Genomic DNA, 25993 nt, shown 5'->3' on the forward strand with positions numbered 1-25993 from the left:
CTCCTTATGTACCGATTAGTGATGTGACCATTCAATGCTGTTCAGATCCACGCCCTGCTTGAACATTTCCCACAGTGGAGAAAGGTCGCGCAGACGGCCGATGGAGTTACGGACCAGCTTGATGGTGTAGTCAATCTCTTCTTCGGTAGTGAAACGACCTAAAGAGAAACGGATAGAGCTGTGTGCCAGCTCGTCAGTCATGCCCAGCGCGCGCAGCACGTAGGATGGCTCAAGGCTTGCAGACGTACAGGCAGAACCGGAAGAAACGGCCAGGTCTTTCAGCGCCATGATCAGCGATTCGCCTTCAACATAGTTGAAGCTGACGTTGAGGATGTTCGGTGCGCCCTGCTCGAGATCGCCGTTCAGATACACTTCTTCCATATCTTTCACGCCGTCCCAGAGACGGTTACGCAGCGTGCGCAGGCGCGCCATCTCGGTTTCCATCTCTTCTTTCGCGATGCGGTACGCTTCGCCCATACCCACGATCTGGTGAACAGGCAGCGTACCAGAACGCATGCCGCGCTCGTGACCGCCGCCGTGCATCTGTGCTTCGATGCGGATACGTGGCTTACGACGAACGTACAGTGCGCCGATCCCTTTCGGGCCATAGATTTTGTGGCCGGAGAAGGACATCAGATCCACTTTCAGCTGGCTCAGGTCGATGGGCAGTTTGCCCACGCTCTGGGTCGCATCCACGTGGTAAATGATACCGCGCGCACGGCACATTTCGCCGATGGTCGCGATGTCCTGCACGACGCCGATTTCGTTGTTGACGTGCATGATGGAAACCAGAATGGTGTCATCACGCATCGCTGCTTCGAGCTCTTTGAGGTCGATGATCCCGTTGCTCTGTGGCGCGAGGTAAGTCACTTCGAACCCTTCACGCTCCAGCTGACGGCAGGTATCCAGCACGGCTTTGTGTTCGGTTTTGCTGGTGATGATGTGCTTGCCTTTTTTCTGATAAAAGTTAGCTGCACCTTTGATCGCCAGGTTGTCGGATTCGGTCGCGCCGGAGGTGAAAACAATCTCACGCGGGTCGGCACCGACCAGGTCAGCAATCTGATTACGGGCGATATCAACCGCCTCTTCAGCATGCCAGCCAAAACGGTGTGAACGAGACGCTGGGTTACCAAAGTTTCCGTCCAGGGTCAGACACTGCATCATTTTCTCGGCAACACGCGGGTCCACCGGCGTGGTTGCGGAGTAATCGAGATAAATCGGTAATTTCATTGCTCTTTAAACTCCGTACATCGCTTCAATGCAAGGAATCAGGCAACCGGCTGGATGTACGACCGAGTACACGGGGCGAGTGAACGCCCCGGCCTGATTCTGAAATACTTATCTTTTTATTACGCGCGTAATTTAACGTCGATTGCGTCTTGCGCGCGGGTGCTGCGTTGTGATTCATGGCTGTGCTGACGACCAGACACATCCAGCACTTCCTGGTTATTCACCAGCTCACCGAGGGTGATGTTGTTCAGGAAGCCGGTCAGACGGTCGCTCAGATCGCGCCACAGCGCGTGGGTCAGGCACTTGTCGCCGCCCTGGCAGCCGCCTTTACCCTGGCAACGGGTCGCGTCAACGGATTCGTCAACCGCGCTAATCACTTCGCCAACCGCAATATTGCTGGCGTCTTTACCCAGCAGGTAACCGCCGCCTGGGCCGCGAACGCTGGAAACCAGTCCATTTTTACGCAGTCTGGAGAACAGCTGTTCCAGATAAGAGAGGGAGATCCCTTGTCGTTCAGAAATATCAGCCAACGGAACCGGGCCCGCTTCGGAGTTGAGCGCAACGTCCAGCATCGCGGTCACGGCATAACGCCCTTTAGATGTCAGTCTCATGTCTTACTTAACCTCAAACTCGCCCCTGCCCGGGGTTTTTTATTGTAAAATGGGGGTATTGCATAGCAGGGCCAAGTCTGACATTCCTGACTAAATTGGTCAACTATTTACTTGACTGTTTTAGTCAGGTATTTAACCTTCTGTGCCTTCATAATATAGGTGCGGTCTGATGCCCTCACCCCGCCCCTCTCCCACAGGGAGAGGGAGAATGCGTCGTAGGCCGGGTAAGCGAAGCGCCACCCGGCGAACAGACGACACTATTCCTTATTCTTCAGCTCAATCGACGCCAGAATCCCGCGCAGGATGTTGAGTTCCTGGCTTTCAGGGCGCGCGCGGGTGAACATACGGCGCAGCTTGTTCATCACCTGACCTGGGTGGCCTTCGCGAATAAAGCCGGTTGAGAGCAGCGTCTGCTCCAGGTGGCCGTAGAAGCGCTCAAGGTCATCCACCAGCGGGTAGGCCGTCTCTTCTTTCGGTTCGACCGGTTGCTCCTGCGTCGCCAGCCAGGCCATACGCACTTCGTAGGCGATAACCTGCACTGCCATCGCCAGGTTCAGCGAGCTGTACTCCGGGTTTGCCGCAATCGCAACGTGGTAGTGACACTTCTGCAGTTCATCGTTAGTCAAACCAACGCGCTCGCGGCCAAACACCAGCGCCACGGGTGCCTGCTCAGCTTCCGAAACACTTTTCAGGCCGCATTCGCGTGGGTCCAGCATCGGCCACGGCAGCGTGCGGGAGCGCGCGCTGGTGCCGACGACCAGGCTGCAACCGGCGAGGGCTTCGTCCAGCGTATCAACGATCTGCGCGTTGCCGATCACGTCGCTGGCACCGGCCGCCAGAGCGATAGCCTGCGAGTCTGGTTTCACCAGTGGGTTAACCAACCACAGGTTCGTTAAGCCCATGGTTTTCATAGCGCGGGCAACAGAGCCCATATTGCCGGTGTGCGATGTTTCGACCAGCACGATTCGAATGTTTTGCAGCATAGTTTTTAGGTGTCTGAATTCAGTGTCTGAAGAATATTCGGGCATATTATCATAAACGAGAGACATATTCCGATCCCGCTGCTATACTCTGCGCCGATTTTCCTGTTCTTTAACATCCAGTGAGAGAGACCGATGCATCCGATGCTGACCATCGCCGTGCGCGCAGCGCGCAAGGCGGGTAATGTAATTGCCAAACACTACGAAACCCCAGACTCCGTAGAAACCAGCCAGAAAGGCAGCAATGATTTCGTGACTAACGTCGATAAAGCCGCAGAAGCGATTATTATCGAAACGATCCGCAAATCTTACCCGCAGCACACCATCATCACCGAAGAAAGCGGTGAACATGAAGGTACCGATCAGGATGTTCAATGGGTTATCGATCCACTGGATGGCACCACCAACTTCGTCAAACGCCTGCCACACTTCTCTGTGTCTATCGCAGTACGCATTAAAGGCCGTACTGAAGTCGCCGTGGTTTACGATCCAATGCGTAACGAACTGTTCACCGCTACCCGCGGTCAGGGCGCACAGCTGAACGGCTACCGTCTGCGCTGCAGCAATGCACGCGATCTGGATGGCACCATCCTGGCGACCGGCTTCCCGTTCAAGGCGAAGCAGCACGCAACCACCTATATGAATATCCTGGGCAAACTGTTCACCGAATGCGCGGACTTCCGTCGCACCGGCTCTGCTGCACTGGATCTGGCCTACGTTGCGACCGGCCGCGTTGACGGTTACTTCGAGCTGTCTCTGAAGCCGTGGGACTTCGCGGCGGGCGAGCTGATCGCACGTGAAGCGGGCGCGATTGTTTGCGACTTCACCGGCGGCCACAACTACATGACCACCGGCAACATCGTGGCAGGTAACCCACGCGTTGTGAAAGCCATGCTGGCAAACATGCGTGACGAACTGAGCGATGCGCTGAAGCGTTAATCCCGGTAATCCCCTCTCCCCCAGGGAGAGGGTTAGGGTGCGGGCATCAGACCGCACCCGATTAAAAAGGCCGCAATCCCCTCCCCAACGGCACCGCACTCATCCACATCGTTACTGCAGCCACAAGCAAAATCACCCCACCTGCCAGCGCAAGCGTGGTCCACCCGACCTGTCGCCACAGCACCGGCGTTCTATTGCCACTGAATTTTACCGCCAGTTGACGGAAGCTGTGTACCAGTAACGCCAGCGAAGAAATCGTTAATGACGTGCCCGCCGCCATCGCCAGCGCCGAGAGCATTCCCCAGCCGAACACGCCAATCACCTTACTGAACAGCAGTACCATGATCGCCCCCGAGCACGGTCGCATGCCCATCGAGAGAACGATCATCAACCGCGCCCGCCAGTCGTCGCCGTTCTGCAACTGTTCCTGCGTCGGCAGATGCTGGTGCCCGCAGCCGCAGTTTTCATCGTGAATATGATGCGGCGTAAAGGTTTTGAATTTCGGTTTTTGCAGCAGCACGCGCAGTTTTTTCAACGCCCGCCAGCAGAGGATTAGCCCCAGCACGCCGACCAGCGCGTAACTCCCCTTCTCCAGCCAGAAGCTGCTCATATGCAGTTGACGTGCCGGGAGCTGCAGAAGTGAAAGCACAATCACCACCAGCGCAATCGCTACGCCCCCCTGAAGCAAAGAGGAAGCCAGCGTCAGGCCAATGCTTGATTTCAGTTTTGAAGGATGCGTCGCCAGCCAGGTGGTGATCACAATCTTGCCGTGCCCCGGCCCTAGCGCATGTAACACGCCATAGAAAAAGCTAAACGCCAGCAGGGAGCCGCCCGCTCTGGTCGGGTTATCCGCCACCGCCTTCAGCAACCCGCTCATCTGCTGGTTGACTTCCCGCTGCCAGATGATGCTTTTCATCATCACCTGCGGCCAGGCGTACCACAGCCACAGCGAGCCGCAAACGGCTAACAGTAAAAAGAGCGCCAGCGGCCAGAGGTGAAGCCAGCGGCGTGATTTTCGGACCGGCGAGGAGATCACTGACATTGCAACGTCACCTGTTGTGCAAACTGTTTACCCAATTCCATATCCTCTGGCGGCGCATCTGCTTTATCGAGAGAGACCGCAAAGTTCAGCATCTCTTCGCTGGGTTTCGGCGTGTGTATGGCAATCTTGCAGGTTTTTTGCAGAGCTGTCGGCAGCGTGACGTCGCTGTCCCCGGCGTAACTCATATCGACATAATACGTCGGATCAAACGTGGAAAACGTATATGTCTGCCCCGCCAGCGGTTGAGGATGTGCCAGCGGCAGGATAAACGTCAGCACCGCCTGATGACCATCGCGGGACATGCCGTATTCTGTGGGGCGATTGAGGAACTTCACTTTTTGCCCGTTATGCCAGAACTCGGTGAAGTAGTGCTGGCCCAGCACGTTCGCCATCACTTCTGCTGCCAGCTTTTTCCAGATCTCGTCGCCGGGCTTCGCGTTTCCCGCGTCATAGAGCAGGTCTGCAGAGGTGATTTCATCCATCGTCCAGCGCATTTTCAGCCCGCTAAGCTGCGTCCCGTCCGTTACCAGCTCGGTTTTCAGGCTGATAAAACTGTGAGGATGTGCGCTGGCAGTGAAGGTGAAAACCGCCAAAAATAACGCCATCGCGCTGTGTTTAACTATTTGCATCAATTCCTCACGTCAAAAATTCTGTGATGTTCGCCAGCAATCCTGATTGAAAGGCCTGCCGGTGCGCTTTTCAGCATCCATCCTTTAGCTATTCTTATCAAACATTCACACTGGATACCCGACAGATGATGACGACGCTTGAAATTCCATCTGTGCTTTCCAGTTCGCAGCGCCGCTGCCAGGTGCTTTTGATGCTTTACCTGCCCGAAGCTGCCGTCACCGCACAGAGCATTATCGCTGCCAATGGCGTGGACGACGCCATGGCACGGCAAGATATAGCCGAGACGCGCGATGAAATCCAGCGCTATCACCGGCTCGACATCGTTACGCACCCCGACGGTTGCTACCGAATTGAAGGCTCGGCCCTCAATCAGCGCTTATGCCTGCTGCACTGGCTGCGCAGAGCGCTCCGGCTGTGCCCGCAGTTTGTTTCGCATCAGTTTACCCCCGCGTTAAAAACCGCGCTTAAACGGTACGGTATTGCGCGCACGCTTTATGACGATACCAACCTGAGGGCGTTGATCAACTTCTGCTCGCGCAAACTTCAGCGCCAGTTTGAGTGTCGCGACATCCTGTTCTTACAGCTGTATCTGCAATATTGTCTGCTCCAACACCATCAGGGCAATACGCCGCAATTTACCCACGTTCAGCGCAACTGGGCGCAGTCGAGGGGCGAATATTTTACGGCACAGGAAATCGTGCGCCACTGGAAGCGGCGCGTCCCGCAGGCTCCCCACGCCGATGAACAACTGTTTCTGGCCATCCTGTTTATGATGCTGCGCACGCCCGACCCTGTGCTGGATAAACACCAGCAGGATCAGCGCTTGCGCCGGGCCATTGTGCGCATGGTTGCCCGCTTTCGGGCGCAAACGGGGATGAACTTTAGCGATGAGCAAGGGCTGACCGATCAGCTATATATCCATCTCGCCCAGGCGCTGGACCGCTCGCTGTTTGACATCGGCATCGACAACAGCCTGCCGGAAGAGATCCATCGCCTCTATCCGCGACTGTTGCGCACCTCGAAAGAGGCGCTATTTGAACTGGAAGCGGAGTTTGGGCTGCGTTTCTCTGACGAAGAGATGAGCCTGGTGGCCGTGATTTTTGGTGCCTGGCTAATGCAGGAAACCGACCTGCATGAAAAGCAGGTGGTGTTACTGACGGGAGAAGACAAAGCGTGTGAAGCGTTGATTGAGCAGCAGCTACGGGAACTGACGCTACTGCCGCTCAACATCCGCTATCTGACGCTGGAGACCTTCCAGAAAGAAGGGGCTCCGCGCGAGGCTGCGCTGGTCATTACGCCATACGCCACCATTTTGCCCCTGTTCTCGCCGCCGCTCATTCACGCCGTTGAGACGCTGAATGCGCAGCAGCAGGAACATATCCGCGCGATGCTGGAAACGTAGTTACGCGCGGGCGGCTACTTTAGGGCGAACGATCATTGCCGGAAGCGCAACCAGTGCCATTACCCAGAACACACCGTGGCCCAGGTGCTGGTAGAGGAAGCCCGCAAAAACCGTCATCACCGCAATACTGCCACCCATCGCGACGGCGGAATAAACCGCCTGCAGGCGGATCACCTCTCCCCCTTCACGCGCCGAGATATAACGCATCGCCGCCAGGTGACACACGGTGAAGGTGCCGCAGTGGAGGATTTGCGCCACGATCAGCCACGGGAGTTCAGTGGTCCAGCCCATAATGCCCCAGCGCACCACGCCACACACGGCGGAAAGCAGTAACAAATCGCGCGCACCAAAGCGGCGGAACAGCTTTTTGCTCAGCGCGAAGATGATGACCTCAGCGACCACGCCAAGCGACCACAGGTAACCGACTGCAGACGCGGAGTATCCCGCCCCCTGCCAGTAAATCGCGCTAAAACCATAATACGCCGCATGTGCTCCCTGCAGCAGGCAGACGCACGCCAGAAAACGCCAGCTTTGCGCCACCAGAGAACGCCATGCTGGCCAGCCTGCGCTTTCGTGATGGCGGCTTTCGCCCTGCGGCATCACCGATGGTCGTAGCAACATCCCCAGCAGCATGGAAGCAATCCCGATACTCAGTAGCGCAAGGATGGCATGATAATCGTAGAGACTGACCAGTTTCCCCACCAGCGCAGAACCGATGACAAAGGCAATCGATCCCCACAGGCGCACGCGGCCATAATCCATCGTAATCTGTTTTTGCCACGTGTTCGCCAGTGCGTCCGTCAACGGAACCAGCGGCGAGAAGAACAGGTTGAAGCCGACCATGACGACCATCAGCCAGGCAAACTGATGGCTCACCCAGAAGCAGGCGACAAAGACCAGGGTCAGTAGCGCCAGAATACGCACGGCTTTAATCAATAAGGAAGGATCGCTGACGCGTGGTGCGATGAGCAGGCTGCCCAGGAAGCGCGCCACAAGTCCTGCGCCCAGCAGCACGCCGATGGTTTCCGGCGTCAGGCCAACCCCTTTGAGCCAGACGCTCCAGAAAGGCAGAAAAATACCGTAGCTAAAAAAGTAGGTGAAATAGCTGAGCGCCAGCCAGCGCGTGGAATGCAAGACCATGAATCCCTCCCGATATGGAGGCGATAGTCTGGCGTTAATCCTGCACTTTAGCAAGTCGTTAGCGCGCTATAAATTAACGATAAATTAACATCATGGACAGCCGGTCGGCGTATGGCGAGAGCGGCGAAATTGTATTACGTTTAAAAGACATCGCCTGAAGAGGTCGTTTGCCATGAACAGCTTACGTTATTTCGATTTCGGCTCCTCACGCTCCTTCCTGTTGTTAATTGCCCGCATCGCCATCGTGGTCCTGTTTATTATTTTTGGTTATCCGAAACTGACGGGCTTTAGCGGCACCGTACAGTACATGGCGTCGCTTGGCGCTCCTGTGCCCACGCTGGCCGCCATTATTGCAGTGGTGATGGAGGTGCCCGCCGCGATTCTGATCATCCTCGGCTTTTTCACCCGCCCTCTTGCCGTGCTCTTCATTTTTTATACTCTGGGAACCGCAGTGATAGGGCACCATTACTGGGATATGACCGGTGATGCAGTCGTGCCGAATATGATTAACTTCTATAAAAATGTCAGTATTGCCGGTGCATTTCTATTGCTGGCAATTGTCGGGCCGGGGGCACTATCGCTTGACCGACGTTAGCCCATAAAAAAGGCCGCAAGCGCGGCCTTTTTTATTCCTGCAAAGCAGAGGAATTAAGCGTATACCGGGAAGCGTGCGCAGATATCCAGCACTTTACCTTTGACCTGCTCAATAACCGCTTCGTCATTGATGTTGTCCAGAACGTCACACATCCAGCCTGCCAGCTCTTTCACTTCCGCTTCTTTGAAGCCGCGGCGAGTCACAGCCGGAGAACCGATACGGATACCGGAGGTCACGAACGGGCTCTTCGGATCGTTTGGCACGCTGTTTTTGTTCACGGTGATGTTGGCGCGGCCCAGGGCAGCGTCAGCTTCTTTACCGGTCAGGTTTTTATCAACCAGATCCAGCAGGAACAGGTGGTTTTCAGTACCGCCAGACACCACTTTGTAGCCACGGTTCAGGAACACGTCCACCATCGCTTTGGCGTTTTTGGCAACCTGCTGCTGGTAAACCTTGAACTCTGGCTCCATCGCTTCTTTCAGCGCCACAGCTTTTGCCGCGATAACGTGCATCAGCGGGCCGCCCTGCGCGCTTGGGAACACGGCGGAGTTCAGTTTTTTGTACAGCTCTTCGTCACCGCCTTTCGCCAGGATCAGGCCACCGCGTGGACCCGCCAGGGTTTTGTGGGTGGTGGTGGTCACAACGTGAGCGTGTGGAACCGGGTTCGGGTAAACGCCTGCGGCAATCAGGCCCGCAACGTGCGCCATATCAACGAACAGATACGCACCGATGCTGTCTGCGATTTCACGCATTTTTGCCCAGTCAACGATACCGGAGTAAGCAGAGAAACCACCGATGATCATCTTCGGCTTGTGCTCTTTGGCCTGCTTCGCCATATCTTCGTAGTCAATTTTACCTGACTCATCAATACCGTAAGGGATGATGTTATACAGTTTGCCGGAGAAGTTGACCGGGGAGCCGTGCGTCAGGTGGCCGCCCTGCGCCAGGTTCATACCCAGAACGGTATCGCCCGGCTGCAGCAGCGCGGTGTAGACCGCAAAGTTAGCCTGAGAGCCAGAGTGCGGCTGCACGTTAGCGTAGTCAGCGCCAAACAGTTCTTTCGCGCGGTCAATCGCCAACTGTTCAACGATATCAACGTATTCGCAACCGCCGTAGTAGCGCTTGCCCGGATAACCTTCAGCATATTTGTTGGTCAGCTGAGAACCCTGCGCCTGCATCACGCGCGGGCTGGTGTAGTTCTCGGAGGCGATCAGTTCAATGTGCTCTTCCTGACGTACTTTTTCCTGCTCCATAGCCTGCCACAGTTCGGCATCATAATCGGCAATGTTCATTTCACGCTTTAACATCCGCATCTCCTGACTCAGCTAACAATAAAATTTTGCCCTGAAAAGGCAGTCCTGTTGGACAACGCGCAACAGTATAACTGATTAGTTCTGCGATAACAGGTCTTGACAAACGATTTTACGCAAACGTTTACCTACGCGCCACGCAAGGGTTTGAGGAATAAAGCACTCGCCCTTTTCAACGGATTTCTTTTCAGGTTTGTGATGCATATTTTTCACGATGCAAAGAACCATTTACAACACAGGGGTATTTTTTATAAGATGCATTTAAAATACATCATTAAAGTAACATCTGAAGGAAGCTGCTATGTTAGACGCTCAAACCATCGCTACCGTGAAAGCCACTATCCCCCTGCTGGTTGAAACGGGTCCAAAACTCACCGCCCACTTTTACGATCGCATGTTCACGCATAACCCGGAGCTCAAAGAGATTTTCAACATGAGCAACCAGCGTAACGGCGATCAGCGCGAAGCCCTGTTCAACGCTATCGCGGCCTATGCCAGCAATATTGAAAACCTGGCGGCGCTGCTGCCTGCGGTAGAAAAAATTGCGCAAAAACATACCAGCTTCCAGATAAAGCCTGAGCAGTACAACATTGTGGGCGGCCACCTGCTCGCGACGCTGGATGAGATGTTCAGCCCTGGTCAGGAGGTGCTGGACGCCTGGGGTAAAGCCTACGGCGTGCTGGCCAACGTATTTATCAACCGTGAAGCGCAGATCTACAGCGAGAACGCCAGCAAGAATGGCGGCTGGGAAGGCACTCGCGCATTCCGTATCGTTGAGAAAACGCCACGCAGCGCGCTGATTACCAGCTTTGAGTTTGAGCCGGTCGACGGTCAGCCCGTCGCAGATTATCAGCCTGGTCAGTATCTGGGTGTGTGGCTGAAGCCGGAAGGATTCCCGCACCAGGAGATCCGTCAGTATTCCCTGACCCGCAAGCCAAACGGTAAAGGCTATCGCATTGCGGTGAAACGCGAGGACGGCGGTCAGGTGTCTACCTGGCTGCATAACGAGGCCAGCGTGGGTGATGTGGTGCATCTGGCTGCACCAGCGGGTGACTTCTTCATGGCTGTCGAAGCGAATACGCCAGTCACGCTGATCTCCGCCGGTGTCGGTCAAACGCCAATGCTGGCGATGCTGGATACGCTGGCAAAATCAAACCACAGCGCGCAGGTAAACTGGTTCCACGCTGCTGAAAACGGTGATGTTCACGCGTTTGCGGATGAGGTGAAAACGCTGGCGGCAGGTCTGCCACGCTTTACAGCGCATACCTGGTATCGTCAGCCAACCGAAGCCGACCGCGCAGCGGTTCGTTTTGACAGCGAAGGTCTGATGAATTTAAGCCAGCATGAAGGGGCGTTCAGCGCGCCGGAGATGCAGTTCTACGTTTGTGGACCGGTGGCGTTTATGCAGTATGCCGCGAAGCAGCTGGTTGAGCTGGGCGTAAATAAGGACCACATTCATTACGAATGTTTCGGCCCGCATAAGGTGCTGTAATCGCCCGGCGGCGCTTCGCTTGCACGGACCTACGAAGGGTTTTTCAGGCCGGGTAAGCGCAGCGCCACCCGGCCTGAATGTTAAATCGCAGCGTCGTCTTCTTCGCCGGTACGGATACGGATCACGCGCGCCACGTCAAAGACGAAGATTTTACCGTCGCCAATTTTACCCGTCTGCGCCGTGCGGATAATGGTATCGACGCAGGTATCCACGATATCGTCGCTCACCACGATTTCAATTTTCACTTTCGGCAGAAAGTCCACCATGTACTCTGCGCCACGGTAAAGTTCAGTGTGGCCCTTCTGACGACCAAAACCTTTCACTTCCGTCACTGTCATCCCGGTGATCCCGACTTCTGCCAGCGCTTCACGTACATCATCCAGTTTGAAAGGTTTAATAATCGCATCAATTTTTTTCATGGTGGGTCCTTAAACTCTTGCCAGTAAGCTGCTTCGTAATCGGTTGCTCACAGTACCATACGGCATTACTCTTTAAAATCGTTTGCTTCCAGCTCATGGCGTGACAGCAGTTTGTAAAACTCGGTACGGTTGCGTCCGGCCATACGCGCCGCGTGCGTCACGTTGCCTTTGGTGATCTGCAATAGCTTGCGCAGATAGTTGAGTTCGAACTGGTTTCGCGCTTCGGCAAAGGTGGGTAAAGCCGTGTTTTCCCCTTCCAGCGCCTGCTCCACCAGCGCATCGCTGATAACTGGCGATGAGGTCAGGGCCACGCACTGCTCAATGACGTTCACCAGCTGGCGCACGTTGCCCGGCCAGCTTGCCGTCATCAGCCGTTTCATCGCATCAGTGGAAAACGCACGCACAAACGGTTTGTGACGATCCGCGGACTGGCGCAGCAGATGATTCGCCAGCAGCGGGATATCTTCCGCGCGCTCGGCCAGCGCCGGGATTTTCAGGTTTACGACGTTCAAACGGTAGTAGAGATCTTCGCGGAACTCGTTGCGTGCCATCACCTTCGGTAAATCACGATGGGTAGCGGAAATAATACGCACGTTAATATCGATATCTCGGTTGCTGCCAAGCGGGCGCACTTTTCGCTCCTGCAGAACGCGTAGCAGTTTGACCTGCAACGGCGCAGGCATGTCGCCAATCTCGTCCAGGAACAGCGTGCCGCCTTCCGCGGCCTGGAACAGCCCCTCCCGGCTGCTTACCGCGCCGGTAAAGGCACCGCGGGCATGACCAAACAGTTCTGACTCCAGCAGTTGCTCCGGCAGTGCGCCGCAGTTAATGGCGATAAACGCATTTTTGCTGCGCGGGCTGGCGTTGTGGATCGCCTGCGCGAGAATTTCTTTCCCGGTCCCGCTCTGGCCATTAATCAACACGCTGACGTCAGATTGCGCCACCATCCGCGCCTGCTCAAGCAGACGTAGCATTATCGGGCTGCGGGTAACAATAGATTCACGCCACGCGTCATCACCGGAAGGCGCAGCATGTTCAAGTGCGCTATCAATCGCCTTATAGAGTGCGTCTTTATCGACCGGCTTGGTCAGGAAGCTGAAAACCCCCTGCTGGGTTGCGGCGACTGCATCCGGGATCGACCCGTGAGCCGTCAGGATAATCACCGGCATGCCAGGCTGCTGTTTCTGGATCTCCGTGAACAGCTGCATCCCGTCCATTTCGTCCATCCGCAAGTCGCTGATCACGAGGTCGATCTTCTCGCGGGCAAGCACTTTCAGCCCTTCCTGCCCGCTTTCGGCGGTCACCACACTGTAGCCTTCGCTGACCAGGCGCATCCCTAACAGTTTGAGCAATCCGGGATCGTCATCCACCAGTAAGAGGTGAGCAGGTTTGCGGCTTGTCATGGCTTCACATCCTCTTGTTTCTGCGTCTCGCTGTCCGGCGTCGTGGCAGGATTACCTTTCGATCCGTCAGGAAGATAATTGCCTGCCGGTTTACGTGTCGAGAGCTGTCTTTCAATATCGGTCAGGTTTTCAAGTTTGCGCGTTGTGGTATCAAGCTGGGTGCGCAGATACTCCTGCTGCTGACGAAGCGTGTCCAGTTCGCTGTCGGCTGACTGCTGCAGCTTGCTGTAACGGGAGCGTTCTTCGGAGAGCTGCAACTGTAACGCCTGGCCGTCCCGCCAGAGTTGATACACCGGGCGCACCTGCGCAGGAATGTTTGTACTGAACGTGTCCAGACGCGTGGTATTTGTACGACGTTCAACCGGGGTGATTTTGGCATCGGCCAGCAAAATGGCGCGTTTAAAGGTATCCTGCCAGGTATCCTCTCCCCACATCGTTGCCTGCGCCCTGGCCTCAACGGGAGCCAGACGTTGCGCGCAATCGATACCACGCAGCCAGAACAGCGGGTTGGTTTCTACCTCATGTCCTGATAAATGCCAGATACCCTCACAGGGGGTGGTAAGAAAATCCGCCAGCTGATTTTCAGGCCATTTTTCTTCTTGTTTTTCGCTGATTGCACTCCTGGGCGCATGGGTAACACACCCTGCCAGAAGTAAGCATGACAGGCTCAGGCGTACGTTATTGCTGGAAAACACCGCGCGCACTGCGCGGAAAAAGACGTGTGACATACTCACCAGACATAGATTCATTTTATTGATTTTTCCGGCTCAAGAGGCAGTTCGATACGAAAGCACACATCCGAACGATCGTCACGGGTGATGTTAAGCTCACCCTGCATGCGTCGTATGCAGTCGCGGGCAATGCTCAGCCCCAGACCACTTCCTTTTACCGCACCTTTTCGCTGATGACTGCCCTGGAAAAAAGGCTCAAAAATCATCGCTTTTTCATCATCCGGAATCGGGGTGCCCGTATTTGCAACGTCAATAAACACCCGAGAACCATTCGTATAACTTCGGATATAAATGTTACCGGATTCAGTACCATAGTGCACCGCATTGGAATAAAGATTATCCAGAACGCTCATCAACAGCATCGGTTCCGCAAGACAAGCGGGCTCATTAAGTTCCACGTCGGTATGCATCATTTTAGCTCTTGCTGGCAGGCTATGGGCTGAGATCACCATATCCACCAGCGGCTCAATCTCCACCTTTTCCAGCACTACCGCACCATCCGCCAGCTTGCGGTTGTAATCAAGCAGTTGCTCGATCAGCTTTTGCAAATTGCGGCTGCTGGCATCCAGAATGTCAACAATCTCTTTTTGTTCAGACGTCAGCGGCCCCGCCACTTCATCTGCCAGCAGTTCCGTGCCTTCGCGCATACTGGCGAGCGGCGTTTTGAGTTCGTGGGAGATATGACGCAGGAACTGATGACGCTGTGACTCCAGCCATGCCAGACGCTCGGAAAGCCAGATAATGCGCTGGCCGACAGAACGCAGCTCGCGCGGGCCTTTGAACACCACCGTGTCACCGAGGGACTTCCCCTCGCCCAGACGATTAATCATCCGCTGAATGCCCTTCACCGGGCCGATGATCATGCGGGTGAACAGCAGCACCAGCGCCAGACTGACCAGAAACAGCACCAGCGCCTGCCAGCCAAAGAACTGGCCGCGCTCGGCAATTTCCTGCTGTAGCTGTTGCCCACGGGAGAAAATCACCGTGCGTGTCGACTGAACCATTTCCGTATTGGCATTTGCAAAGGCTTCAAGACGGGCGGCAGCCGCCGCATCCGGGCCGCTATTTTTACACTGAAGCTGAGCCAGATCGTTCAGATCCTGACGCAGCGCCTGATACAGTTTATCGTCCGGCAAAACGCCGGCATGGGCATCAAGCATTTCGCTGTAGCGCTTACGCTGGTTCTGGTACACCTTCTCCAGCGTGCGGTCATCCAGTACGCAATACTGGCGATAGCTACGCTCCATCTCCAGCGCAGCGTTGGTCATCGCTTCACTACGTCTGGCGTCAATGAGCGTGGTGCGGTTAGTCAGTGCCGCCTGAGCACTGAGCGCATTCAGGCTTTGCCATGCCTGCCATGCCAGTACCAGCAAAGGCAGCAGGATGAGCAGGAATGCCATCATAACAAGCTGTCGCAGGGAGCGAGGAAAAACAGGCCAGCGTTTCAACACATTACTCTCTTAATGTAGGTGAGATGAGAGCGTAACTGAGTCTGCCCTTCAGATACAACAAAGCCGGGTAAAAACCCGGCTTTGTTGTGGAATGAGGCGGTGCCTAACTCGACGTTTCGCCCTGGCCTGATAAAGCATCGCTATGATCAGTAGTTGGACGGCAGGCACCTTTTTGTGCGTCATTCGAAGTTTATGTAGCACGTCCCGAAGGGGCTGACATAAGAAGGTGAATGAGCCACTGGTTAATATTATGCAACAGGCGTGCCAAAATGAAAAAAACAACATTAACACATTGAAATATAATACTTTTACTGGTTTAACCTATTCATTGTGCGCTGAATGATTTTCAGGCTAAGTGTCGCTGTTAAGCAACACCTTAACGGGAACCTGTCCTGCCATATATAAATCAATAAGTTAAATGTCTCCTTTTAGAGACACTCAAACCAGAGGATTGTCGCGATTTTGCGACAGGCACAAAAAAGCCCGGTGGCGCTCACGCTTACCGGGCCTGCAAGGGTTATAGTGCTAAAACTTAACCCAGTTGTTTACGCGCGTTGCGGAAAATGCGCATCCACGGGCTGTCCTCGCCCCAGTTTTCCGGGTGCCAGGAGTTGCTTACGGTACGGAACACACGTTCCGGGTGCGGCATCATGATGGTTGCACGACCGCTTTCGCTGGTCACCGCAGTGATACCGTTCACCGAACCGTTCGGGTTAGCCGGATAGGTTTCCGTGACCTTGCCGAAGTTATCAACAAAGCGCAGCGCCACCAGACCTTTGCTTTCAAGCTGCGCCAGATGCGCTGCATCACGTACTTCAACCTGCCCTTCACCGTGGGAAACGGCGATTGGCATTTGAGAACCCACCATGCCCTGCAGCAGCAGAGACGGGCTTTGCGTCACTTCCACCAGGCTGAAACGTGCTTCAAAGCGGTCAGACTGGTTACGCACAAAGCGCGGCCAGGCTTCACTGCCAGGGATCAGCTCACGCAGGTTAGACATCATCTGGCAGCCGTTACACACGCCCAGCGCCAGGGTTTGTGGGCGATGGAAGAAGGTTTCGAACTCGTCGCGCACGCGGCTGTTAAAGAGGATGGACTTCGCCCAGCCTTCACCTGCGCCCAGCACGTCGCCGTAAGAGAAACCACCGCAGGCCACCAGCGCCTGGAAATCGCCCAGACCGGTACGCCCTGCCAGCAGGTCGCTCATGTGAACGTCAATGGCATCAAAGCCCGCACGGTGGAAGGCGGCCGCCATCTCAACGTGAGAGTTAACGCCCTGCTCACGCAGTACGGCCACTTTCGGACGCGCACCGGTCGCAATGTACGGTGCGGCGATATCTTCGTTGATGTCGAAGGAGAGCTTCACGTTCAGGCCAGGATCGTTATCGTTGGCCTTCGCATCGTGCTCCTGATCGGCACATTCCGGGTTATCACGCAGGCGCTGCATCTGCCAGGTGGTTTCTGCCCACCACATACGCAGCGTGGTGCGGCTTTCGCTGAACACCGCGTGGCCGTCTGCTTCAATCACGAAGCGATCGCCCTGAACGGCTTTACCCAGATAGTGAACGCAGTCAGCCAGACCATGCTTCGCAAGGATCGCTTCAACCGCATCGCGATCTGCCGCACGCACCTGAATCACTGCGCCCAGTTCTTCGTTAAACAGCGCCGCCAGACGATCGTCGCCCAGGCTGGCAATGTTCGCTTCCACACCACAGTGGCCAGTGAAGGCCATCTCTGCCAGCGTGACCAGCAGACCGCCGTCAGAACGGTCATGGTAGGCCAGCAGCTTACGCTGCGCCACCAGAGCCTGAATCGCATCGTAGAAGCCTTTCAGCTGCGCCACGTCGCGCACGTCTGCTGGCTTGTCGCCCAGTTGACGGTAAACCTGCGCCAGTGCGGTGGCACCAAGCGCATTGTTGCCTTTACCCAGGTCAATCAGCAGCAGGGCGTTATCTTCGGTCGCGAGCTGTGGCGTGATGGTGTGACGCACGTCTTCCACACGCGCAAACGCGGTGATCACCAGCGACAGCGGAGAGGTCATTTCGCGCTGCTCGTTACCTTCCTGCCAGCGGGTTTTCATCGACATGGAGTCTTTGCCTACCGGAATGGTCAGGCCAAGCGCAGGACACAATTCTTCACCCACCGCTTTGACGGCTTCGTACAGGCCCGCATCTTCACCAGGATGCCCGGCTGCGGCCATCCAGTTGGCGGAAAGTTTGATACGTTTGATATCGCCAATCTGCGTCGCGGCAATGTTGGTCAGCGCTTCACCCACCGCCAGACGGGCAGAGGCCGCGAAGTCCAGCAGCGCTACCGGGGTACGTTCGCCCAGCGCCATCGCTTCGCCATAGTAGCTGTCGAGGCTCGCAGTGGTCACGGCGCAGTTAGCCACCGGGATCTGCCACGGGCCAACCATCTGATCGCGCGATACCATGCCAGTCACGGTCCGGTCGCCGATGGTCACGAGGAAAGTTTTCTCTGCCACCGCAGGCAGGTGCAGTACGCGATTAACGGCTTCCGCAACGGTGATGTCCTGACGATCCAGCGCTTTACCCGCCGCTTTACGGGTTTGCACGTCGCGGGTCATCTTCGGCGTTTTGCCCAGCAGGACGTCCAGCGGCAGATCGATCGGCTGGTTGTCGAAGTGGGTGTCGCTTAAGGAGAGGTGTTGTTCTTCGGTGGCTTCACCGATGACGGCATACGGCGCGCGCTCGCGGCGGCACAGCTCGTCAAACAGCGGAAGCTGATCCGCAGCAACCGCCAGCACGTAGCGCTCCTGAGATTCGTTACACCAGATTTCCAGCGGGCTCATGCCTGGCTCATCGCTCAGGATGTCGCGCAGATTGAAACGACCGCCACGGCCACCGTCGCTCACCAGCTCCGGCATGGCGTTGGACAGGCCACCCGCGCCCACGTCGTGGATGAAAAGGATCGGGTTGGCATCGCCCAGTTGCCAGCAGCGGTCAATCACTTCCTGGCAACGACGTTCCATCTCGGGGTTGTCGCGCTGTACGGACGCGAAGTCGAGATCGGCGTCTGACTGGCCGGACGCCATAGAGGAAGCGGCACCGCCGCCCAGACCGATATTCATCGCCGGGCCACCCAGTACGATCAGCTTCGCGCCGACGACGATCTCGCCTTTCTGCACGTGATCGGCACGGATGTTGCCGATCCCACCCGCGAGCATGATCGGTTTGTGGTAACCGCGCAGCTCTTCGCCGTTGTGGCTGTCCACTTTCTCTTCGTAGGTACGGAAGTAACCGTTCAGCGCAGGGCGACCAAATTCGTTGTTGAACGCTGCGCCGCCCAGCGGGCCTTCGGTCATGATATCCAGCGCGGTCACAATGCGTTCTGGCTTACCGAAATCCTCTTCCCACGGCTGTTCAAAACCAGGAATACGCAGGTTGGATACCGAGAACCCCACCAGACCCGCTTTCGGTTTCGCGCCACGCCCGGTTGCCCCTTCGTCACGGATTTCACCGCCGGAACCGGTCGCCGCCCCTGGCCACGGGGAGATCGCCGTCGGGTGGTTGTGGGTTTCAACCTTCATCAGGATATGCGCAGGCTCCTGGTGGAAGTCATAGCGCCCTGCTTCGCGATCGGCGAAGAAGCGGCCCACCTCAGAACCTTCCATCACCGCGGCATTGTCTTTATAGGCAGACAGCACGTGGTCAGGGGTTTGTTCCATGGTGTTTTTGATCATTTTGAACAGCGACTTCGGCTGCTGTTCACCGTCGATGATCCAGTCGGCGTTGAAAATCTTATGACGGCAGTGCTCGGAGTTGGCCTGCGCGAACATATAAAGCTCAATGTCGTTCGGGTTACGGTTGAGCTTAACGAACGCGTCCTGAAGGTAGTCGATTTCATCTTCTGCGAGTGCCAGGCCGAGACGCAGGTTGGCGTCAATCAGCGCCTGACGGCCCTGCCCCAGCAGGTCCACGCTCTGTACCGGCGCAGGCTGGTGGTGAGAGAAGAGTTTCTGCGCATCGTCCAGAGAGGCAAACACGCTCTCCATCATGCGATCGTGCAGTTCAGCCGCAACGGCCTGCCACTGTTCTTCGGTCAGCGTGGAGGCTTCCACGTAGTACGCCACGCCGCGCTCCAGACGGTTAATCTGGTTCAGGCCGCAATTATGGGCAATGTCGGTGGCTTTGGAAGACCAGGGGGAGATGGTGCCAGGGCGAGGCGTGGCAAGAATCAGTTTACCGGTCGGCGTATGGCTGCTCAGGCTTGGGCCGTATTTGAGCAGGCGCTCCAGCTGTACGCGTTCCTCTGCATTCAGGGGAGCATTCAGGTCAGCAAAATGGACATACTCAGCGTAAATATTGCTTACCGGAAGGTCGGCAGCCTGAAAACGTGCCAGCAGTTTGTTAATACGGAAGGCAGACAGTGCAGGCGAACCACGCAGAATTTCCATCATAAGTCTCTCGTCTTCGAAGCGCCGGGGCGCTTACAGTGTGCGCAAGGGGGGAAAACGGGCGTCATTATAGAGAATCCTGAGCGCCGACGAAACCGTTTGCGTCGAAATAAAATCGACGTTTACCTTTAACAATAGATGTGACCTGTCTCTCTAATTGGTTGCCAACTGGCGCAAGTTTGCGCAAAATGCCGCTCATTCAATGGCAAACCTTATTCTTATCATGGCTACAGCACACTGAGGCAACCGGCGTCGCAGAGAATTAACTAATTGAAAAAATTAAAGATTAATTATCTGCTCATCGGCATTGTTACGTTGCTGTTGGCAGTGGCCCTCTGGCCTTCAATCCCCTGGTTCGGCAAAGCCGAAAACCGTATCGCCGCCATTCAGGAGCGGGGGGAGTTGCGTGTCAGTACCCTCAGCTCCCCGCTTATCTACAGTGATATTAACGGCAAAACCATCGGTCTGGATTATGAACTGGCCCAGCAGTTTGCCGACTACCTCGGCGTGAAGCTAAAAGTAACCGTGCGTCAGAACATCAGCCAGTTGTTTGATGACCTGGATAATAACGATGCCGATATTCTTGCCGCCGGGCTGGTGTACAACAGCGAACGGAGCAAGAACTATCAACCAGGCCCGACCTATTACTCCGTTTCGCAGCAGCTGGTGTATCGCGTCGGGAGCCTGCGCCCGCGCTCGCTTGCCGCAATTACCGATCAGCAATTAACCATCGCCCCTGGCCATGTGGTGATTGACGACCTGCGCGAGTTGAAGGAGAAGAAATACCCGGATCTCAGTTGGACGGTAGATCCCAGACTCGGCACCAACGCGTTGCTGGAGCAGGTGAAGGACAAGAAGCTGCCCTACACCATTGCCGATTCGGTGGCGATTAGTCTTTTTCAGCGCGTTCACCCTGAAATCGCCGTGGCGCTGGATGTCACCGATGAACAACCGGTCACCTGGTTTACCCAGTCAGATAACGATCAGACCGTCTCTGCGGCGATGCTCGATTTCTTTAACACCATCAATGAAGACGGCACGCTGGCGCGTCTGGAAGAGAAATATCTCGGCCACGGTGACGACTTCGATTACGTCGATACCCGCAGCTTCCTGCGCGCGGTGGATAGCGTACTGCCTGACCTTCAGCCCTTGTTCGAGAAATACGCCCGGCAGATTGACTGGCGGCTGCTGGCGGCTATCTCGTATCAGGAGTCGCACTGGGACACCCAGGCCACGTCGCCCACTGGCGTGCGTGGATTGATGATGTTGACCAAAAATACCGCACTGAGTCTGGGCGTTAACGACCGAACCGATGCGGAGCAAAGCATTAGCGGTGGTGCTCAATATCTGCAGGATATGATGGCTAAAGTCCCGGAAACGGTGCCGGAAGAAGAACGGATCTGGTTTGCGCTGGCGGCTTACAACCTGGGTTATGCGCATATGCTGGATGCGCGCGCATTGACCGCAAAGACGAAAGGCAACCCGGACAGCTGGTCAGACGTAAAACAGCGCCTGCCACTGTTGAGCCAGAAGCCGTGGTACAACAAACTGACCTACGGCTATGCGCGCGGGCATGAAGCCTACGCCTACGTGGAGAATATTCGTAAATATCAGATTAGCCTGGTCGGATATCTGCTGGAGAAGGAAAAAAAGGCGGCTGAGGCAAAACAGCTGGCGCAGAGCTACCCGGTGGTGGCTCCCGAAGAGGTTAATCGTCCTGCAGCTTCAATTCTGCCTTTTGTTGCTTTTTCTGCTGCCGGCGCATTCGAAAGAAGTCACTCAATAGACCCGAACACTCTGGTGCAAGTACCCCGCCGATAGTTTTCACCTGATGATTCATGCCCGGATGACCGAGCACGTCCAGCAGTGAGCCTGCCGCACCGGTTTTTTCATCCCGCGCACCAAAGACCAGCGTACCAATCCGGCTGTGCACCATCGCGCCTGAGCACATCACGCAGGGTTCCAGCGTGACATACAGCGTGGTATCGAGCAGGCGATAGTTTTGCAGCACCAGCCCGCCCTGACGTAACGCCATGATTTCAGCATGTGCGGTAGGGTCGTGACGGCCAATAGGACGATTCCACCCTTCCCCAATCACCTGATTGTTATGGACCAGCACCGCGCCCACGGGCACTTCACCCTCATCCCAGGCGCGTTGAGCAAGCGTTAGCGCGTGGCGCATCCAGTATTCATGATTGAGTTCAGGGTTGGACAAGGGTTGGTACTCCAGTCGAAAAGCGGGCGGCATTATACACAGCCACTACAGATAAGACTATTCGAGTTGCTGAAGTTCACCCAGCGGCGTGACGCGCCAGCGGTGCTGGCAAAAATAGAGCAGCGGGTTGTCCTGCTTGCTGTCGCTGTAGCCGCTATAAAGACGCAGCGGTGTGCCGATCCGTTTCTCCAGTTGCACCACTTTTTCGTGGCCCAGACAGCGCATGGTCAGTACCCAGCCGCCGTAGGCTCGCGCAGTCTGTGTGGCAATGAGATTGACGCGTGGCAACCACGGCGTATCAAAATAGACCTGCTCCACCAGCGGCTGCGGCGAGCCGGTAATCAACCAGATATCAGCATCATTCGCATCGAGATAACTGGTGAGGCGTTCCTGCACCACGGGAAACGCGGCGACATGACCGCGAAACCAGTGAGCAAAATCCTGTTCGAGCTGTTTAAGCCGTGTTTCGCTGTGACCAAAGGTACATCCCCACAGCAGCAAGCTCATGGGCCATCGCGCTGCACGGCCTTTCACCAGCAGCGCAATGCCAATCACGGGTAAGAGCGGTAATACGAGCAACGCATTCAGAGGCTGACGCCGCAACAGGTAGCGCATAAACGTACCAAACATATCCTGCTGATGCAGCGTTCCATCCAGGTCAAAAAAGACAACGCGACGCTCGTGATTTGCCAAACCTTACTCCTCTGGGTCGTTGAATCCTGCCAGCCAGGTAAACAGGAACCCGGCGATCACCGCTACCAGATAGCCTAACAGATAGAGCATGACTTTTCCGGTTACGATGGTTAATGCCAGCGGCAAACCCGAAATGCCAAAGGTGATGACCGTTGCTACTTTCCAGTAGCTGATGAGCGCGCCGCCTACTGCACCGCCCAGACACGCAGCCAGGAATGGTTTACCGAGCGGCAGCGTGACGCCGAAAATCAACGGTTCGCCAATGCCGAGCAATCCGACCGGCAACGCCCCTTTAATCACCTTTTTCAGACGTGCGTTGCGGGTTTTCATCAATACCGCAATGGCCGCACCGACCTGCCCCACACCCGCCATCGACAGGATCGGCAGCAGGGCATTGTAACCATGCGCCTGTACCAGCTCGACGTGGATGGGCACCATCCCCTGGTGCAGCCCGGTCAATACCAGCGGCAGGAACGTCCCCGACAGCACCGCCCCGACCAGTAATCCACCGCGATCGATTGCCAGAGAGGCTCCGTGGGCAATCGATTCCGAGATCCAACCGCCCAGCGGTTGCAGGGCAACGATGGCCACGCTGCCAGTAATAAGCGTCGTGAGCAGCGGATTAAGGATAAGCTCAATCGAGCCAGGCAGCATGGCACGCAGCTTTTTCTCAACCCAGCACATCAGGATGACCACCAGCAGCACCGCGATGACGCCACCACGACCAGGCTGTAGCGCCTCGCCGAAGAGCGTAATTTGCGCCAGCTGCGGACTGGAAAGAATGCCCGCCATCACGCCGCCCATCGCCAGTGAACCACCAAACACTTTCGCCGTGTTTACCCCCACCAGAATGTTCATGATGGCAAAAACAGCGCTGCCGAAGATCCCGAGAATACCCAGCAGGTTCGGATAATGCGTGGCAAAATCCCCCACGATATCCGGCCGCCTGAGGATATTGATAATCCCGGTAATCAAACCAGAGGCAATAAACGCCGGGATCAGGGGAATAAAGACATTCGCCAGCTGTCGCAGCGCATCGCTCATCGGGGCTTTGTATTTGGCTTTAGCCTCGGCTTTGGTGCGTTGGGCATCATTAAGCGACACGGTGGCTTCACCGCCCATTAGCGCACGCATGGCATCGACGACCTTCGCCGCCTTGCCTGGTCCGACAATCAACTGGTGCTGTTGCCCCTGTTTGACATACCCGCTCACACCGGAGAGTTGCTTAAGACGCGACAGGTCAAGCCGGTCGTCGTCATGCACCTCAACGCGCACACGCGTCATGCAGTTTTCCAGACGCTGAATATTCTCTTCTCCACCGATCCCCTGCAGGATATCGCTGGCGAGCGCTGCTGTTTTTTCCATACTCGCCTCTTCTAGTTTTCTAAAGCAGCCCGCAAGAACCCTTGATGTGCATCGAGTCTGGCTCTTGCAGCCGCAGCGTCCAGCCCGCTTAATATCATCAGAATGGCCGGTTTAACGTCGTGATCGGTTTGTTTCAGGACCGCTTCCGCCTCTTCACGACTCGCGCCTGTCGCTTCCATCACCATACGGCACGCCCTGTCCACCAGCTTGATGTTGGTCGCTTGCATATCCACCATCAGGTTCTGGTAAACCTTGCCAAACTTCACCATCGCGCCTGTTGAGATCATGTTGAGCACCAGCTTTTGTGCGGTCCCGGATTTCAGGCGCGTGGAGCCGGTGAGCGCTTCTGGCCCAACGACCGGGGAGATAGCAATAGCGGCCACCTGCGCTATTGGTGAGCCAGGGTTACAGGAGATGGCGACGGTTGTGCAGCCGGTCTGATTAGCGTATTCCAGGCCGCCGATGACGTATGGCGTGCGCCCGGATGCCGCCAGCCCGACAACCAGATCCTGTGCGGTCAGGTTCAGCGCTTTCAGGTCATCTTCGCCGAGCTGTTTGTTATCTTCCGCCCCTTCAACCGCTTTCAGCAGCGCGCCAGGACCACCGGCAATCAGCCCGACCACCAGGCCGTGCGGCACGCCAAAGGTCGGTGGACATTCGGACGCATCCAGAACACCAAGACGTCCGCTGGTTCCCGCCCCCATGTAAATAATGCGACCACCGGCCTTCAGTGCGGCGGCGGCGGCATCGACTGCCTTCGCAACCTCTGGCAATGTCTCTTTCACTGCCTGCGCGACCAGCGTATCCTGTTGATTAAAACGGTTAACCAGCTCCAGCGTGGAGAGAGCATCCAGATCCATGGTTTGCGGGTTACGCGTTTCAGAAACAAGTGAGCCAAGATTCATTTTTTGTACCTCAAGAATTTTTAATTCATAATAATCACACTATAATGGAATATAAAATTCATTCAGGCGAGCAAAATTCGTATTTGCGCGGGCAATCACATTTTCGCCAGGAGACCGTATGAACTGTTTAATCCGCATTCGCCAGCGTTACGCGGGCTTTGCTCAGAGCGACAAGAAGCTGGCTGACTTTTTGCTCGCCCAACCCGATCGTGCGCGCCATCTCAGTTCTCAGCAGCTGGCAAGCGAAGCTGGCGTTAGCCAGTCCAGCGTGGTGAAATTTGCCCAGAAGATTGGGTTTAAGGGCTTTCCGGCACTGAAGCTGGCGATTAGCGAAGCGCTGGCGAGCAATCCCAATCCGCAATCAATGCCGGTACATAACCAAATCCGCGGCGATGACCCGATGCGTCTGGTGGGCGAAAAACTCATCAAAGAGAACGTGGCGGCGATGCACGCCACGCTTGATGTGAATACCGAAGAGAAATTACTGGAAAGCGTGGCGATGCTCCGCACTGCACGGCGCATTGTATTAACCGGGATTGGCGCATCCGGGCTGGTGGCGCGTAATTTTGGCTGGAAGCTGACGAAAATCGGTTACAACGCGATCGTTGAGCAGGACATGCACGCCCTGCTGGCGACCGTTCAGGCGATGACTGCTGACGATCTGCTGCTGGCGATCTCCTATTCCGGCGAACGCCGTGAGATCAATATGGCCACCGACGAAGCCCTGCGCGTCGGCGGTAAAATTCTGGCGATCACCGGTTTTACACCCAACGCGCTGCAGCAGCGGGCAACGCGGTGCCTGTATACCATCGCTGAAGAGCAGGCCACGCGCAGTGCGGCAATCTCGTCCACCAGTGCGCAAATGATGCTGACCGATCTGCTGTTTATGGCACTGGTGCAACAGGATCTGGAGCATGCGCCGGAGCGCATTCGTCACAGTGAAGAGCTGGTAAAAAAACTGGTTTGAGCAACGAATGAGCGTATAATGCCCGCCCTGTTTGTGATGTTTCTGAGAATTTCCTG

At 55.9% G+C, this 25993-nt stretch carries 22 protein-coding genes; 6 read left to right on the forward strand and 16 right to left on the reverse strand.

The window, feature by feature from the left end:
- Positions 1–15: 15 nt before the first annotated feature.
- The 3 genes from iscS to trmJ form a co-directional block, all read right to left on the reverse strand.
- Complete coding sequence (iscS, locus tag EoCCA6_RS05735; RefSeq protein ID WP_003860663.1) at positions 16–1230, reverse strand: cysteine desulfurase; 1215 nt, start codon at positions 1228–1230, stop codon at positions 16–18.
- A gap of 119 nt (positions 1231–1349) precedes the next feature.
- Positions 1350–1841 (reverse strand): Fe-S cluster assembly transcriptional regulator IscR, encoded by a 492-nt coding sequence (gene iscR / locus EoCCA6_RS05740; RefSeq protein WP_152081861.1) that lies wholly within the window; start codon positions 1839–1841, stop codon positions 1350–1352.
- A 257-nt stretch (positions 1842–2098) separates the two neighbouring features.
- Positions 2099–2824 (reverse strand): tRNA (cytosine(32)/uridine(32)-2'-O)-methyltransferase TrmJ, encoded by a 726-nt coding sequence (gene trmJ / locus EoCCA6_RS05745; RefSeq protein WP_152081862.1) that lies wholly within the window; start codon positions 2822–2824, stop codon positions 2099–2101.
- Between the two features lie 132 nt (positions 2825–2956).
- Between trmJ and suhB the strand changes: the two genes are divergently transcribed.
- Positions 2957–3760, forward strand: coding sequence for an inositol-1-monophosphatase (gene suhB / locus EoCCA6_RS05750; protein ID WP_028014077.1), 804 nt, complete (start codon positions 2957–2959; stop codon positions 3758–3760).
- 61 nt (positions 3761–3821) lie between these two features.
- Here the strand turns inward: suhB and EoCCA6_RS05755 are convergent, their stop codons facing one another.
- Both EoCCA6_RS05755 and EoCCA6_RS05760 read right to left on the reverse strand, forming a co-directional pair.
- On the reverse strand, positions 3822–4802 hold the full coding sequence (locus EoCCA6_RS05755) for a nickel/cobalt transporter (RefSeq protein WP_152081863.1): 981 nt from the start codon (positions 4800–4802) through the stop codon (positions 3822–3824).
- Positions 4793–5431 (reverse strand): DUF1007 family protein, encoded by a 639-nt coding sequence (locus EoCCA6_RS05760; RefSeq protein WP_152081864.1) that lies wholly within the window; start codon positions 5429–5431, stop codon positions 4793–4795. The genes EoCCA6_RS05755 and EoCCA6_RS05760 overlap by 10 nt, the downstream gene beginning before the upstream one ends.
- Positions 5432–5556: 125 nt before the next feature.
- Here EoCCA6_RS05760 and csiE point away from each other — a divergent pair, with 125 nt between their 5' ends.
- Entirely contained in the window at positions 5557–6834 is a 1278-nt protein-coding gene (csiE, locus tag EoCCA6_RS05765) for a stationary phase inducible protein CsiE (protein WP_152081865.1), read from the forward strand.
- Here csiE and EoCCA6_RS05770 read toward each other — a convergent pair whose 3' ends face one another.
- Positions 6835–7974: a 3-phenylpropionate MFS transporter gene (locus EoCCA6_RS05770; RefSeq protein ID WP_152081866.1), complete on the reverse strand. Its 1140-nt coding sequence runs from the start codon at positions 7972–7974 to the stop codon at positions 6835–6837.
- Positions 7975–8146: 172 nt separating this feature from the next.
- Here EoCCA6_RS05770 and EoCCA6_RS05775 point away from each other — a divergent pair, with 172 nt between their 5' ends.
- The gene (locus EoCCA6_RS05775) at positions 8147–8569 is read left to right on the forward strand and encodes a DoxX family protein (protein WP_152081867.1); all 423 of its coding nucleotides are present in this window, start codon (positions 8147–8149) and stop codon (positions 8567–8569) included.
- A 53-nt stretch (positions 8570–8622) separates the two neighbouring features.
- On the opposite strand, the gene glyA is transcribed toward EoCCA6_RS05775, so the two are convergent.
- Entirely contained in the window at positions 8623–9876 is a 1254-nt protein-coding gene (gene glyA, locus EoCCA6_RS05780) for a serine hydroxymethyltransferase (protein WP_152081868.1), read from the reverse strand.
- Between the two features lie 304 nt (positions 9877–10180).
- Between glyA and hmpA the strand changes: the two genes are divergently transcribed.
- A complete protein-coding gene (gene hmpA / locus EoCCA6_RS05785; protein ID WP_152081869.1) occupies positions 10181–11371 on the forward strand; it encodes an NO-inducible flavohemoprotein in 1191 nt (396 codons plus the stop codon).
- Between the two features lie 80 nt (positions 11372–11451).
- On the opposite strand, the gene glnB is transcribed toward hmpA, so the two are convergent.
- The 5 genes from glnB to purL form a co-directional block, all read right to left on the reverse strand.
- A complete protein-coding gene (gene glnB / locus EoCCA6_RS05790; RefSeq protein ID WP_003860685.1) occupies positions 11452–11790 on the reverse strand; it encodes a nitrogen regulatory protein P-II in 339 nt (112 codons plus the stop codon).
- Between the two features lie 65 nt (positions 11791–11855).
- Positions 11856–13193 (reverse strand): two-component system response regulator GlrR, encoded by a 1338-nt coding sequence (gene glrR / locus EoCCA6_RS05795; protein ID WP_152081870.1) that lies wholly within the window; start codon positions 13191–13193, stop codon positions 11856–11858.
- Positions 13190–13942 carry a two-component system QseEF-associated lipoprotein QseG gene (gene qseG, locus EoCCA6_RS05800; RefSeq protein ID WP_152081871.1) on the reverse strand — a complete coding sequence of 251 codons (753 nt, stop codon included), beginning with the start codon at positions 13940–13942 and terminating at the stop codon, positions 13190–13192. Before qseG ends, glrR begins: the two co-directional genes overlap by 4 nt.
- Positions 13939–15372, reverse strand: a complete 1434-nt coding sequence (gene qseE, locus EoCCA6_RS05805) for a two component system sensor histidine kinase QseE/GlrK (RefSeq protein WP_167515558.1) — start codon at positions 15370–15372, stop codon at positions 13939–13941. The genes qseG and qseE overlap by 4 nt, the downstream gene beginning before the upstream one ends.
- A gap of 535 nt (positions 15373–15907) precedes the next feature.
- The gene (purL, locus tag EoCCA6_RS05810; RefSeq protein WP_152081873.1) at positions 15908–19795 is read right to left on the reverse strand and encodes a phosphoribosylformylglycinamidine synthase; all 3888 of its coding nucleotides are present in this window, start codon (positions 19793–19795) and stop codon (positions 15908–15910) included.
- Between the two features lie 267 nt (positions 19796–20062).
- Between purL and mltF the strand changes: the two genes are divergently transcribed.
- Positions 20063–21613 (forward strand): membrane-bound lytic murein transglycosylase MltF, encoded by a 1551-nt coding sequence (gene mltF, locus EoCCA6_RS05820; RefSeq protein ID WP_152081875.1) that lies wholly within the window; start codon positions 20063–20065, stop codon positions 21611–21613.
- On the opposite strand, the gene tadA is transcribed toward mltF, so the two are convergent.
- From tadA to murQ, 4 genes are read right to left on the reverse strand one after another with little or no spacing between them, the layout of a single operon-like run.
- Positions 21501–22007: a tRNA adenosine(34) deaminase TadA gene (gene tadA / locus EoCCA6_RS05825; RefSeq protein WP_215723672.1), complete on the reverse strand. Its 507-nt coding sequence runs from the start codon at positions 22005–22007 to the stop codon at positions 21501–21503. The genes mltF and tadA overlap by 113 nt on opposite strands.
- 57 nt (positions 22008–22064) lie before the next feature.
- Entirely contained in the window at positions 22065–22700 is a 636-nt protein-coding gene (gene yfhb, locus EoCCA6_RS05830) for a phosphatidylglycerophosphatase C (protein ID WP_152081877.1), read from the reverse strand.
- 3 nt (positions 22701–22703) lie between these two features.
- Entirely contained in the window at positions 22704–24065 is a 1362-nt protein-coding gene (locus tag EoCCA6_RS05835) for a PTS transporter subunit EIIC (protein WP_152081878.1), read from the reverse strand.
- Between the two features lie 11 nt (positions 24066–24076).
- Positions 24077–24970, reverse strand: coding sequence for an N-acetylmuramic acid 6-phosphate etherase (murQ, locus tag EoCCA6_RS05840; protein ID WP_152081879.1), 894 nt, complete (start codon positions 24968–24970; stop codon positions 24077–24079).
- 118 nt (positions 24971–25088) lie between these two features.
- Here murQ and EoCCA6_RS05845 point away from each other — a divergent pair, with 118 nt between their 5' ends.
- On the forward strand, positions 25089–25937 hold the full coding sequence (locus tag EoCCA6_RS05845) for a MurR/RpiR family transcriptional regulator (protein WP_152081880.1): 849 nt from the start codon (positions 25089–25091) through the stop codon (positions 25935–25937).
- Positions 25938–25993: the final 56 nt, after the last annotated feature.

Source organism: Enterobacter oligotrophicus, from assembly GCF_009176645.1.
Lineage (GTDB): Bacteria > Pseudomonadota > Gammaproteobacteria > Enterobacterales > Enterobacteriaceae > Enterobacter > Enterobacter oligotrophicus.

What these genes read in the sequence shown, in the direction of transcription:
- iscS (WP_003860663.1), bottom strand. Translation starts at nt 1,230, where the DNA reads ATGAAATTACCGATTTATCTCGATTACTCCGCAACCACGCCGGTGGAC.
- iscR (WP_152081861.1), bottom strand. Translation starts at nt 1,841, where the DNA reads ATGAGACTGACATCTAAAGGGCGTTATGCCGTGACCGCGATGCTGGAC.
- trmJ (WP_152081862.1), bottom strand. Translation starts at nt 2,824, where the DNA reads ATGCTGCAAAACATTCGAATCGTGCTGGTCGAAACATCGCACACCGGC.
- suhB (WP_028014077.1), top strand. Translation starts at nt 2,957, where the DNA reads ATGCATCCGATGCTGACCATCGCCGTGCGCGCAGCGCGCAAGGCGGGT.
- EoCCA6_RS05755 (WP_152081863.1), bottom strand. Translation starts at nt 4,802, where the DNA reads ATGTCAGTGATCTCCTCGCCGGTCCGAAAATCACGCCGCTGGCTTCAC.
- EoCCA6_RS05760 (WP_152081864.1), bottom strand. Translation starts at nt 5,431, where the DNA reads ATGCAAATAGTTAAACACAGCGCGATGGCGTTATTTTTGGCGGTTTTC.
- csiE (WP_152081865.1), top strand. Translation starts at nt 5,557, where the DNA reads ATGATGACGACGCTTGAAATTCCATCTGTGCTTTCCAGTTCGCAGCGC.
- EoCCA6_RS05770 (WP_152081866.1), bottom strand. Translation starts at nt 7,974, where the DNA reads ATGGTCTTGCATTCCACGCGCTGGCTGGCGCTCAGCTATTTCACCTAC.
- EoCCA6_RS05775 (WP_152081867.1), top strand. Translation starts at nt 8,147, where the DNA reads ATGAACAGCTTACGTTATTTCGATTTCGGCTCCTCACGCTCCTTCCTG.
- glyA (WP_152081868.1), bottom strand. Translation starts at nt 9,876, where the DNA reads ATGTTAAAGCGTGAAATGAACATTGCCGATTATGATGCCGAACTGTGG.
- hmpA (WP_152081869.1), top strand. Translation starts at nt 10,181, where the DNA reads ATGTTAGACGCTCAAACCATCGCTACCGTGAAAGCCACTATCCCCCTG.
- glnB (WP_003860685.1), bottom strand. Translation starts at nt 11,790, where the DNA reads ATGAAAAAAATTGATGCGATTATTAAACCTTTCAAACTGGATGATGTA.
- glrR (WP_152081870.1), bottom strand. Translation starts at nt 13,193, where the DNA reads ATGACAAGCCGCAAACCTGCTCACCTCTTACTGGTGGATGACGATCCC.
- qseG (WP_152081871.1), bottom strand. Translation starts at nt 13,942, where the DNA reads ATGAATCTATGTCTGGTGAGTATGTCACACGTCTTTTTCCGCGCAGTG.
- purL (WP_152081873.1), bottom strand. Translation starts at nt 19,795, where the DNA reads ATGATGGAAATTCTGCGTGGTTCGCCTGCACTGTCTGCCTTCCGTATT.
- EoCCA6_RS05835 (WP_152081878.1), bottom strand. Translation starts at nt 24,065, where the DNA reads ATGGAAAAAACAGCAGCGCTCGCCAGCGATATCCTGCAGGGGATCGGT.
- murQ (WP_152081879.1), bottom strand. Translation starts at nt 24,970, where the DNA reads ATGAATCTTGGCTCACTTGTTTCTGAAACGCGTAACCCGCAAACCATG.
- EoCCA6_RS05845 (WP_152081880.1), top strand. Translation starts at nt 25,089, where the DNA reads ATGAACTGTTTAATCCGCATTCGCCAGCGTTACGCGGGCTTTGCTCAG.